This is a genomic window from Streptomyces endocoffeicus, assembly GCF_016741935.1.
GTDB lineage: Bacteria > Actinomycetota > Actinomycetes > Streptomycetales > Streptomycetaceae > Streptomyces > Streptomyces endocoffeicus.
On sequence record NZ_JAERRG010000015.1, the window covers coordinates 67,729 to 79,321 of the forward strand.

An 11,593-nucleotide genomic window follows, 5' to 3' on the forward strand; every position below is an offset into this window, starting at 1 on the left:
GTCAGTACTCCACGTTCTGGGAGCGGCGCCGGATGACGGTGACCGCGTCCCGCTGGTTGCCGGTGGGTCCGTAGTAGTTGGGGGCGAAGGAGAGCTGGGCGTAGCCGCCGATGAGGTGGGTGGGCTTGATGAGGAGCTTGGTGAGGGCGTTGTGCACTCCGCCGCGGCGGCCGGTGGCCTCGGACTTGGGCACGTTCACCAGCCGTTCCTGCACGTGGTACATGAACACGGTGCCGGTGGGCATGCGGTGGGAGACCACGGCGCGGGCGACCACCACACCGTTGGCGTTGACGGCCTCGATCCAGTCGTTGTCGGATACGCCGATGGCCTCGGCGTCGGGGACGCTGAGCCAGATGACCGGGCCGCCGCGGGCCAGGGTCTGCATGATGAGGTTCTCCTGGTACTCGGAGTGGATGGACCACTTGGAGTGCGGGGTGACATAGCGGACGGTGACCGAGCGGCCGGTGTCACCGTCGGCCGCGGGTGGCGCCTCGCCGAGGGCGGCGAGGTCCAACGGCGGCCGGTAGACGGGGAGTTGTTCACCGAGTTCGGCCATCCAGGAGTGGTCGAGGTAGAAGTGCTGGCGGCCGGTGAGGGTGTGCCAGGGCTTGCCGTGTCCGGTGTTGATGGTGAACGGCGCGTAGCGGCGGTCGGGGGCCTCCTTGCCGGACCATTCGAAGCTGGCGCCGACCTGGACGGGGCGGGCCTGGGTGTCGGAGAACACCACGCGGCGTTCGGCCACCGAGGCGCCCAGTTCGGTGAGGCCGGAGCCGGGGCCGCAGTGCTCGGCGAGCCGGGCGAATCCCTCGGCCGCCAGGCGCCCGTTGGTGGTGCCGGACAGCGCGAGGATGGCCTCGCACATCTTGGCGTCGGTATCGAGGAGGGGCCTGCCGGCCGCGGCGCCACGGGTGGCCGTGCCACAGCGGTCGGCCAGCCAGGCGGCCTCCCGGTCCGGGGTGACGGTGACGCCCTTGACCTGCATGCCCGCCTGCTGGGCCAGCGGGCCGAAGGCGGCGAGGCGGTCGGCGACGGCGGTGTAGTCGCGGGTCACGAGGGCGACGTTCGGCAGGTTCACGCCCGGTACGGCGGGGGTGTGGCCGTCGCGCCAGTCCGGTACGGTCCCGCTCCCGCCGGGCTGGGCGGTCTCGCCCGGGGTGTCGTGCATGAGGGCGGTGGCGACCAGGTCGTGGGCGGTGTCCAGTCGTCCGGCGGCGAGTTCGCCGAGCTTGCGGGCGAGGCCGTGGAAGATGTCGAAGTCGGTGCGGGCCTGCCAGGGCGGGTTGATGGCGGGGGAGAAGGCGTGCACGTAGGGGTGCATATCGGTGCTGGACAGATCGTGCTTCTCGTACCAGGTGGCGGCGGGGAGCACGAGGTCGGCGAAGAGGGTGGTGGAGGTCATCCGGAAGTCCAGCGCGAGCAGCAGGTCGAGCTTTCCGCGCGGCGCCCGGTCCTGCCAGCTGAGGTCGGCCGGGCGGCGGTCCGGTGGGGTCTCCTCGGCGGTGGCGTTGTCCTGGGCACCCAGCAGATGGCGCAGGAAGTACTCATTGCCCTTGGCGGAGGAGCCGATGAGGTTGGCCCGCCACACGGTGAGCACACGCGGCCAGTTCTCGGGGGCGTCGGGGTTCTCGCAGGCGAACTTCAGCTCACCGGCGGCGAGTTGTTCGGCGACCCACTCCTCCGCCGGTCGTCCGCTCCGCTGCACCCGGCGGCCGAGCTCCAGGGAATTGGCGGAGAAGGTGGGGTAGGAGGGCATCCAGCCCAGCCGCATCGACTGGGCGACCAGATCGGCGGTGTGGCGGCCGGTGAACAGCCCCTGGCCGGTGGGCGAGGCGAGCGCGTCGGCGCCGTACCGTTCGTAGCGCCACTGGCCGGTGTGCAGATACCAGTACGGAGTGCCCGCCATCTGCCGGGACGGCCGCGTCCAGTCGGCGGCGGTGGCCAGCTGCTGCCAGCCGGTGTACGGGCGCACCTTCTCCTGGCCGACGTAGTGCGCCCAGCCGCCGCCGTTGACGCCCTGGCAGCCGGTGAGCAGCAGCAGGGTGAGGAAGGAGCGGTAGATGGTGTCGGAGTGGAACCAGTGGTTGGTGCCCGCGCCCATCACGATCATGCAGCGGCCGCGCGTCTTCTCCGCCGTGCCCGCGAACTCGCGTGCCGCGCGGACCACGGCCGCGGCCGGGACCGAGGTGATGGCCTCCTGCCAGGCCGGGGTGGCGGGTGCCGAGGCGTCGTCATAACCGGTGGGCCACTGCCCGGTGAGGCCGGGGCGGCCCACCGCGTACTGGGCCAGGAGCAGATCGAAGACGGTGGTGACCAGCCGTCCGCCGAGCCGGCGTACGGGGACGGCGCGCCGGACGGTGGCGCCGGGTTCGTCGAACCGGGGCAGTTCCACCTCGACGGCCTCGGCGCCCGGGGTGCGGTGGAGGGTGAGCCGGGGGGTGATGCCTTGCAGGTCGAGGTTCCAGCGGCCTTCGCCGCCCTTGCTCCAGCGGTCGCCCAGGGTGCCATGGGGGACCACCGGCCGGTCGGTCTCCGCGTCGTAGAGCACCGGCATCCAGTGCCGGGCCGCCTCGTCGGCGTGGGCGCCCAGGCCCGGGTCGGTGTCCGCCAGGCCGGCCGCGGTGAGGAAGGCACCGGGGGTGTGTCGCCCGTCCCGCTCGGCGAGTTCCACCAGGAACGGCAGATCGGTGAAGCGCCGGACGTAGTCGGTGAAGTAGGGGACCCGCCGCTCGACGAAGCACTCCTTGAGGATGACGTGTCCCATCGCCATGGCGACCGCGCCGTCGGTGCCGGGGTGGGGGTGGAGCCATTCGTCGGCGAACTTGGTGGCGTCCGCGTAGTCCGGGGAGACCACGACCACCTTCTGCCCGCGGTAGCGGGCCTCGGCCATCCAGTGGGCGTCGGGGGTGCGGGTGACGGGCACGTTCGATCCCCACAGCATCAGATAGGCCGCGTCCCACCAGTCGCCCGACTCGGGGACGTCGGTCTGGTCGCCGAAGACCTGGGGTGAGGCGATCGGCAGATCCGCGTACCAGTCGTAGAAGGAGATCATCGGCGCACCGATCAGCGCCATGAAGCGGGCGCCGACGGCGTGGGAGGCCATCGACATGGCGGGGATCGGGGAGAAGCCGGCGATCCGGTCCGGGCCGTGGGCGCGCAGGGTGTGGACATGGGCGGCGGCCGCGATCTCCAGGGCCTCCTCCCAGCCGATCCGCACCAGCCCGCCCTTGCCGCGCGCCGACTGGTAGCGGCGCCGCTTGACCGGGTCCGAAGTGATTTCGGCCCATGCGGCCACCGGATCGCCGAGCCGGTCCCGGGCCTCCCGGTAGAGCTCGATCAGCACACCGCGGGCGAGGGGGTGGCGGACCCGGGTCGGCGAGTAGGTGTACCAGGAGAAGGAGGCGCCGCGCGGGCAGCCCCGCGGTTCGTACTCCGGGCGGTCCGGGCCGACCGAGGGGTAGTCGGTCTGCTGGGTCTCCCAGGTGATCAGCCCGTCCTTGACATAGACCTTCCAGGAGCAGGATCCGGTGCAGTTGACGCCATGGGTGGAGCGCACGACACGGTCGTGTGCCCAGCGTTCGCGGTAGGGGGAGTCCTCCACGGTCTGGTCGGTCCGGTAGACGGCCCGCAGGTCGGGGGTGGTCGGGAGGCGGCGGAGCGCGGTCCCGGCCGCGAGCAGTCTCTCCGTCACCGCCGAGGCGGCGGTTCCGGCTCCCTCTCGTGCTGTGCGGCGCACCACGGTCCAGCTCCTTCGGCTGTGGCTCCGCGCCGAACGGCCGGCCGGGGCCCTGATTGCGTGTCGCGCGACAGCATCACTCGCGCATCAGCCGTGCCGTATGACCCCTTTAAGTCATTTAGCATCACCTGGAGCGGTTTTTTCTCGCGGTTTGCCTTCCTTGTGAGGGATATGCCAGCTGACGAAGGCATCGCGGTGAACGGAACGTGACGGCGCGTCACCTTTGCCTGATGGGCAAGTGGGGAGGACCGACCACATCGGTCAAGAGCGGCCATCGGCGGGATTTTCCTCGCCCTTGACCTGGTTACTGGCCTGAACTCGCCGTCGCCGACCGGCGCGCCACCGCGCATGCGCCATCCCCGCCGCGACCATCGACCACGCTCCCAGCGCCACCCAGACCGCGAGGTGTCCCAGGCGTACCAGGCGGTGGATCCCCTCGGCCTCGCCGAGGGCGGCGGTGGACACGGCGTACATACCCGTGGGGAAGACGATCGTCCACCAGGCCGGCTCGTACCTCAGGGGCACCCGGTGCACCAGATGCCGCCAGACCCCGGCGGCCAGCAGCGGCGGCAGCAGACAGGTGGCCCAGCCCCACAGGGCCATGAGGACGATCCGGACCGGCGCCCCGGGGCGGGGAGCGGCGAGCCCGTGCCGCGCCAGCCGGGCACCGGCGAGCAGGCTGATCGCGCAGGCTCCCATCGTGATCCAGTAGGGCGGCGACAGCTCCCGGGGCGGTACGCCGAACCGCGTGAGCCGGCCGGTGACCACCGTCGCCACCGCCGCGTACAGCAGCACCCCGGCCACCCAGGCGAACGCTTCGGCCGACCGGACGCGGCCGGGTGCCAGCGCCGCCACCGCCAGGACGGCGGACTGGATCCCCACCACGGTCAGGAACCAGGTCCCCTCCGCGTGCCGCACCATCCCGCCCCAGCCGAGCCGCCGCGCCATGAGCGCCACACACCCCAGCAGGAGAACGGCGGCCGGTATGGCCAGCGTCGGCAGGGCGGACGCGGCCGCCCGCGCCGGTCCCGGGGCCAGCCGCACGGCGAGCACATCGGAGCCCGCGACGAAGGTGAAGAATCCGAAGAGCCGTGCCGGATCCCCCAGGTCGGCGGCCACCTCACGCGGATACCGCACCACCCGCCACACCAGCTTTGCCAGCAGCCCGCCGTAGAGCACCACGGCCACGGCCAGCAGGGCCTCCGACAGCCGTCGCGCGCTCACCGCCGCGAGTCCCTGGGACACGATTCCGGTCGCCATCACCGGGGCGAAGGCACCGGGCGGCAGGTGACGCGCCCTCACCCCGTTCATCGTTCGCAGCACGCCAGCAGGCTGCCACTCCATCGGAGTCCGGGTGCGGAGGACGGGATGGGCGGAACGGCGGCGGGGAGTTCGTTGGCCACCGGCTCCCCAAGAAGCTCCCGGGTCCCGCTTGGTACGCGCTTGAACCAGCGCAGACCGTTCCGATAGCCAAGGGGTCCCGGGCCGACCGTGGGAAAGGGGCCACCGTGGCGTGAAGACCCATCCCGAACACCTGTCCCCGCCCCCGGACCCCGTCCGAACGCCTGGTCACGCCCGACCTCGATGCCCGGCTGACCCTTGTCGCGGGGCGATGGCACACTGGCCGTCGATCCGCCGAAGGAGTCCGCCGTGTCGATGATCAGCAACCTTCGTCAAGCGGTGCGCCGGACACCCCGGCGCACCGTTGACCTCAGCCATCCCGCCCGGTCGCCGCTCGGCAGCTCGGTGGTGAACTGCGTGGTCTATCGCGACGGTGTGCGGCAGCACGGCGACTGTCCGGCCGAAGAGGCACTGCGACGGGCCCGCAAGTCCGTCGGTGACTTCGTCTGGATCGGGCTGCACGAACCGACCCAGGAGGAATTCGCCGGACTCGCCGAACTCTTCGGACTGCATCCCCTGGCGGTCGAGGACACCGTCCAAGCGCATCAGCGGCCCAAGGTGGAGCAGTACGACGACACGCTGTTCGCCGTCTTCAAGACCGTTCGGTATGTCGAGCACCCGGAGCTCACCGCCACCAGCGAAGTGGTGGACACCGGCGAGATCATGGTCTTCACCGGGCCCGACTTCGTGATCACCATCAGGCACGGGCGGCACGGCTCGCTGGGACCCGTGCGCGAAGCTCTGGAGGACACAACCGAGCAGCTGGCCAAGGGGCCCACCGCGGTGCTGCATGCCATAGCCGATCATGTGGTCGACGACTACCTCGCCGTCGCCGACAACGTGCAGTACGACATCGACGCCGTGGAGTCCGCCGTCTTCACCGAGGATGTCGGCTACCGCGACGCGGGCCGGATCTACCAGCTCAAGCGTGAGCTGCTGGAACTCAAGCGGGCCGTCGCGCCGCTGGACCGGCCGCTCCGGCGGCTCGCCGCCCAGTCCATGCCGCTCATCGCATCCGATATCCGGGCGTACTTCCGCGACGTCTCCGACAACCTGGAGCGGATCACCGAACAGATCACCTCTTTTGACGCGCTGCTCGACTCCATCCTCCAGGCTCACCTCGCTCAGGTGACCGTCGCCCAGAACGAGGACATGCGCAAGATCACCGCATGGGCGGCGATCATCGCCGTCCCCACGATGGTCTGCGGGATATACGGCATGAACTTCGACCATATGCCCGAGCTGCGCTGGACGTACGGCTATCCCATGGCCATGGGGGTCATCGCCGTCGCCTGCTTCCTCATCCACCGGGGCTTCCGCCGCAACGGCTGGCTCTGACCCGCCCGAGGAGCGAGCGAGTCCCGGAGCTCACGGCCTCAGGATGATCTTCTGACCACGCATTCGGCGGCCGCGTCCCACCCCAGCAAAGCGTGATCGGTGGACTGGCCGTCTCCCGAGAGGGTCTTGTTCAGCCATTCCACGGTAACGGCACGAAGGTTGGCCAGCGGGAGGTACACGGAGGTGAGCGGGGGAGTGACGAACTCGCTCTCCACGAAGTTGTCCGCCCCGACGACGGCGAGGTCGTCCGGAGCGGACCAACCCAGGTCTGCCATGGCGCCGAGTACGGCGATTCCCATGCGGTCGTCCGCGGTCGCCACGCCCGTAGTGCCGCGCAAGGACTCGAGCGATGACAACGCTTCGGCGATGGCGTGGCGGTCCAAGGGCAGCGACAGGGCCAGTGGTGCGCGCAGTCCCTGCCGGACGCACTCCTCCTGAGCGCCGCGAAGGCGCACCTGGGCGATCGGCAGTCGTGGGGACGTGGCCGGAAGCACGTACACGATCCTGGTGGGGCCGCGCTGTGCGAGATGCCGGATCTGCGTCCTGCCGATCTCCGCTTCCCCGGGCCGTTTCGGTTCGAGGTTGTCGTCCTCCGCCGTGTTGAGGCCGATGACATGCTGCGCGCCGGCCGCCCGCAGACTCTGCCGCATGGCGGCGGTCGTGAAGGAGAGGGCCGCGACGGCGAACGGCTGCAGCGTCCGCACGACACCGAGCAGGTCCTCCTCCGAGACGAGTGAGTAGGTGAGCGCGGTGAGGCCGCATGAGGCCACCGCATCCAGAAGGGGCTCGAGACTCCGGGCGTTGGTGTGGCCGACATTCAGCGTGTCGATCACGACCAGGACCACACGCGAATGTCCGCGCCGCAGGGTGCCGGCCGCCGCGTTGGGGACATAGCCCAACTGCTCGGCGGCGCGCAGGACCCGGTCGGTCGTGGCCGCGGAGATCTTCTGTCCGGGACTCTTGTTCAGCACATAGCTGACGGTCGCGGAGGAGACGCCGCTGAGCCGGGCCACGTCACCTGCCGTGGGGCGCCGGGATTGCCGAGGCATGACCTTCCTTCGAGATCGCGGGGCACGCGAGACCGCGGGGCACGCCGCACCCCCGCTCCAGCTTATCGTCCGCTCAGTGTCAGCCGAGGATGGTGTGGCCGGCGGGATGCGCCGTGGTGGTTCCGTCGGCCGCCCGGAAGGTGAACGGCACGGGACTGTCGACTTCGCACGTGGTGCCGGTGACGCGCACGTGCAGCAGGCCGTACGGCGTGGGGGCGGCGCCGCTCATGCGGGCGGTCACTCCGAACGCGGGTTGGATCCGGGCCGAGACAAAGCCCGCTTCCCCGGGCTCGATGCCGAGGAGGTAGGTCACGATGTCGCGTGTGGGGGTGGAGCTCCAGCCATGGGCGGGCGTGCCCCAGCCCCAGCATTCCCCGAAGGTGTCGTATCCGTCGGTGAGGAACCGGCTCCAGTCGCGCAGCGCACGGGTCAGTTCCGCCGTGCGGCCGCACAACGCCAGCGCGTCATGGACCATGTAGCTGGCGAAGGGTTCCGCCCGTACCACCTCGTGCCGCGGGTCCCAGGTCACGTCCTGCACACCGCGTATCTGATCGGCGATCTTGGCGTCGTCGTAACCGCCGTCGCCCCCGATCCAGGACCGGATGACCAGGCGCCGCGGATCGGCGATCCAGTCGGCCACGGCGTTCCAGCGGGAAGACGGCGCGAGGCCGGACACGATCGCGGTCGCTCCGGCCAGCTGGGAGGCCGGCGACTGACGGATGCCGTCCACGAGATGGTCGACGTAGGTTTCCCGCTCGGGATCCCAGAACACCTCGAACCCGGCCCGTGCCTCCTCCCACAGCCCCCGCGCCCAGTCGGCGTTGCCCACGTTGCCGTACGCGGCGCTGATGTCGGCGAACTCACGCAGCGCCCTGGCCCACATCGACGTCAGGATCGAACTGGTGCCGCTCAGGAACACAGCCGACCAGTCGACCAGGTTCCATTCCGGTACGTGCTCGAGCACGCCCCGCTCATCGCGGTACGGCAGGTACCAGCGCAGCACGCGCTCCACGGACGGCAGCAGTTCGCGCACCGGAGCCGACAGGCCCTCGTACCGGTACAGGGTGTGGACGCCGTGCGCCCAGTTCAATGCCCAGTCCGGGATGGTGAGACCGTCGCGGTACTCGGTCTCGCCCGCGACGCTGCGCGGCAGCAGACCGTCCGAGCGGGGCGAGTCCGCCAGTTGCGGATACCAACGTGCCATGGACCAGTTGGTGGACGTGGTGAGGTGGACGAGTTGGTGCACCACACCGTCCCCCACCCACGCCCGCTGCTCCCGGGTCGGGCAGTCGACGTAGGCGTCGTGAGCGCTGAGGGTGACGGTGCGACGGCCTGCCGCGTAGAGCCGGTCGAGCTCGTCGTCGCTGGACTGGAAGAACGCCTCTCCTCGGATGGGGTAGAGACGCTCACGCACACGGATCTCCCCGACGGCGATGTCGCCGGGGACCGGGGAGGTGATCAGCAGCCGCACATAGCGCAGGCCGTTGACTTCCATGGCCTCGAACGCGTCGTCGCCGCCGCGGGCGATGTAGCGCGCACCGGTGATGTTGGAGATGCGGCCCGCCGCGGAGGGGTCGACGGGCTTCTCCTGGTAGAGGATGTCGACCCGGGTGCCACGCGGAGCGGTGAGGGAGAAGCTGACCAGGCCGCAGACGACTCGCCCGAAGTCGGCGATGACCAGGCGCGCCATGCCCGACGTGGCGCGGAATCGGACCGGGGCGGACGTCCGGGCGCGTGGCAGGTCCTTGTGCCGTGCGCAGTAGTGGGCGACTTGGGCGACGGGATGGCCGAGCTCCGCCGCGTAGCCGGCTTCCCCATCGCACCAGTACGCCTCTGGCGTGAGCGACGTTTCTTCCAGTGCCCCGATCGGACGGGGAAGCAACGCTCCGTACGGGGCGGTCGGCGGCTGTGATCGAGCCGCCGCGCCCATGTGCCCGGCGTGGGCGACGCGGGCGGGTGTCCAGCCCTCGCCGTCGTGCCACGCCGGCCAGTCCACCGGCAGTTCCCGGGCGTCGACGACCTCGACGGGGACGCCATGGAAGCCGTACGGGGGTGCGGCTCCCAACCCGGCCAGACGCTTGACGCTCCAGGCGCCGTCACTGATCAGCCACCTGCCACCGAGGTCCGCTTCGAAGACCAGGACCGCGTGACCACCGAGTGCGGCGCCCGGGGAAGCGGGCTGCCAGAAGGCGTTGGGATCACCGTAGTAGGTGACGAGCACGCTGATGGTGTTGGTGCCCGGATGGAGATACGGGCCGAGATCGTAGTCGTCGTAGCGCATACGGCGGGGCTGGGACCGGACGGGGCCCTGGCCCACCCGCTCGCCGTTGGCGAAGAGGACGTAGCGGGAATCGGCGGTCAGCCGTGCGGGTACCCGCACGGGCGGCGACTCCACCTCGCATGTGGTCCGGAACAGATGGCGGACCAGCCCGTTCTTGCTGCTTGGTTCCGGCAGGCCGCGGCTGTCCCGCTCCGCCACATCGTCGGGATGGCCGATCCAGTGGCCGAGCCAGCCGGGGGTGTGCCACGGCGCTGCGGGGCGGTGGGGCGATGCGGTGGCGGACACAGGTGTTGACATGGGAAGGGTGCCTTCTCCTCTGGAGGGTCGGTGCGAGGCCTGGTCAGCTGCCGTCGACCCGGGTGGTCGCGACCGGGTCGGCCGCGGAGGTGGCGGGGCCGGCCGCGGAGGTGGCGGAACGGTCCGGAGCACCCGTCTGGATCTTGGGCAGGCGGTCGAGGACGGTTCCGATGCCGGTGGCGACGGCGACGATGGCGGCCAGTGCGGCGAACATGACGCGGGGGCCGGCGCTCAGCAGCGTCGGCGTCCACAGGGCGACCGCCGCGGCCACCACACGGGCGAACGCGATGACCATGCCCTGCGCCGTCGCCCGCAGCAGCGTGGGGAAGACCTCCTGCGACCACACTTTGAAGATGCCTTCGAAGGCGAGGGCGGAGCCGACCGCGCCGGTGAGGCTCGACAGCGCGAGGGTCCCTACGTGAACGCCGAGTGCGGCGGGGGCGGCCGTGGACAGGACGAAGCAGATCGCACCCAGTGCGTACCAGCGCATCCGGTTCCGCCCGTCCACGATCTTCATGAACAGCATCGCCAGGGGAATGCTGACGAACAGCGTCGCCAGCCCGATGGCCGAGGCGATCCGCACGGTGCCGCCCGCGACCTCGACGTACAGATACGTGCCGAACTGCCCCTTGGTGTTGGCCGCCAGGTTGGTCAGCGCGTAGAACAGGGCCAGACCGGTCAGGGCTTTGAGGTGGGGCTTCTTCAGCAGTCGGCGGGTCGCGGACTGCTCGACCGGGCCTCCGGACCCGGTGTCGGCCTTGCGCCGCTGATCGATCCACTGCCGGGATTCCGGCAGCTTGAAGCGGAGGACCAGGACCAACGTCGCGACCACGGCCACGTGCCCGTAGAGAACCCGTGCGCCTGTGGAGCCCATGCCCCCGACGAGCAAACCGGTCAGCTGCGTGGTGACGATGCCCCCGTACCACAGCACTTGAGAGAGCGCCACGAGAGTGCCACGGGCGCCCTCGGGGGCCTCCTCTCCGATCAGGGAGATCGAGACCGGCAGATCGGCGCCCGCGGCGAAGCCGACCACGACGATACCGACGTACAGGAACCCGCTGCTGGTGGCGGCGGCGAGAAGCACGGCGCCCAGGGCCAACAGGGTCACCGTGGCCATGAACACCCTGCGGCGTCCGTACCGGTCCCCGAGCCTCCCCCCGAGCAGAGCTCCCGCGGCGATGGACAGCGTGAGCATGGACGAGAGCGTGCCGATCTCGCCCGTGCCAAGGCCCAGACGGTCCTTGTACAGCACCAACGCCGACCCGGTGGACACGATCGCCGCCGCGTCCAGGTAGGAGGCCATACCGGCCACACCCGATCGGAACCACAGAGATCTCGGGATCGGTGGCTTCTGAGCATTCATCTTCTCTCGTCTTCCTTGACGGGACCGCCGAACCCGGCTGGATCTACTGAATGGTTTCAGTAACTCGGGAAGATAGGTGCACCCCGATGCTTGAGTCAATGAGGTTAATCGAATAAGTCAGCGCCGACCGG

Annotated in this window: 6 protein-coding genes; 1 reads left to right on the top strand and 5 read right to left on the bottom strand. The window is 70.3% G+C overall.

Translation table 11 applies throughout. The annotated features are described in order from the left end of the window. Position 1 precedes the first annotated feature (1 nt). Complete coding sequence (locus tag JK364_RS31555; RefSeq protein ID WP_307841434.1) at positions 2 to 3,736, bottom strand: nitrate reductase subunit alpha; 3,735 nt, start codon at positions 3,734 to 3,736, stop codon at positions 2 to 4. 258 nt (positions 3,737 to 3,994) lie between these two features. Beyond that, complete coding sequence (locus tag JK364_RS31560) at positions 3,995 to 5,035, bottom strand: tellurite resistance/C4-dicarboxylate transporter family protein (protein ID WP_307841435.1); 1,041 nt, start codon at positions 5,033 to 5,035, stop codon at positions 3,995 to 3,997. A gap of 354 nt (positions 5,036 to 5,389) precedes the next feature. Between JK364_RS31560 and corA the strand changes: the two genes are divergently transcribed. Next, on the top strand, positions 5,390 to 6,472 hold the full coding sequence (corA, locus tag JK364_RS31565; protein ID WP_201854760.1) for a magnesium/cobalt transporter CorA: 1,083 nt from the start codon (positions 5,390 to 5,392) through the stop codon (positions 6,470 to 6,472). A 38-nt stretch (positions 6,473 to 6,510) separates the two neighbouring features. Here the strand turns inward: corA and JK364_RS31570 are convergent, their stop codons facing one another. From JK364_RS31570 to JK364_RS31580, 3 genes are all read right to left on the bottom strand, one after another. Then, complete coding sequence (locus tag JK364_RS31570) at positions 6,511 to 7,521, bottom strand: LacI family DNA-binding transcriptional regulator (protein ID WP_201854761.1); 1,011 nt, start codon at positions 7,519 to 7,521, stop codon at positions 6,511 to 6,513. A 79-nt stretch (positions 7,522 to 7,600) separates the two neighbouring features. Continuing rightward, the gene (locus JK364_RS31575) at positions 7,601 to 10,099 is read right to left on the bottom strand and encodes an alpha-L-rhamnosidase-related protein (RefSeq protein WP_201854762.1); all 2,499 of its coding nucleotides are present in this window, start codon (positions 10,097 to 10,099) and stop codon (positions 7,601 to 7,603) included. 43 nt (positions 10,100 to 10,142) lie between these two features. After that, positions 10,143 to 11,402: an MFS transporter gene (locus JK364_RS31580; protein WP_201854763.1), complete on the bottom strand. Its 1,260-nt coding sequence runs from the start codon at positions 11,400 to 11,402 to the stop codon at positions 10,143 to 10,145. Positions 11,403 to 11,593: the final 191 nt, after the last annotated feature.

Excerpts from the sequence above, each read along its gene's own strand:
- JK364_RS31580 (WP_201854763.1), bottom strand. The coding sequence starts at position 11,402 with ATGGCCTCCTACCTGGACGCGGCGGCGATCGTGTCCACCGGGTCGGCG.
- corA (WP_201854760.1), top strand. The coding sequence starts at position 5,390 with ATGATCAGCAACCTTCGTCAAGCGGTGCGCCGGACACCCCGGCGCACC.
- JK364_RS31570 (WP_201854761.1), bottom strand. The coding sequence starts at position 7,521 with ATGCCTCGGCAATCCCGGCGCCCCACGGCAGGTGACGTGGCCCGGCTC.
- JK364_RS31575 (WP_201854762.1), bottom strand. The coding sequence starts at position 10,099 with ATGTCAACACCTGTGTCCGCCACCGCATCGCCCCACCGCCCCGCAGCG.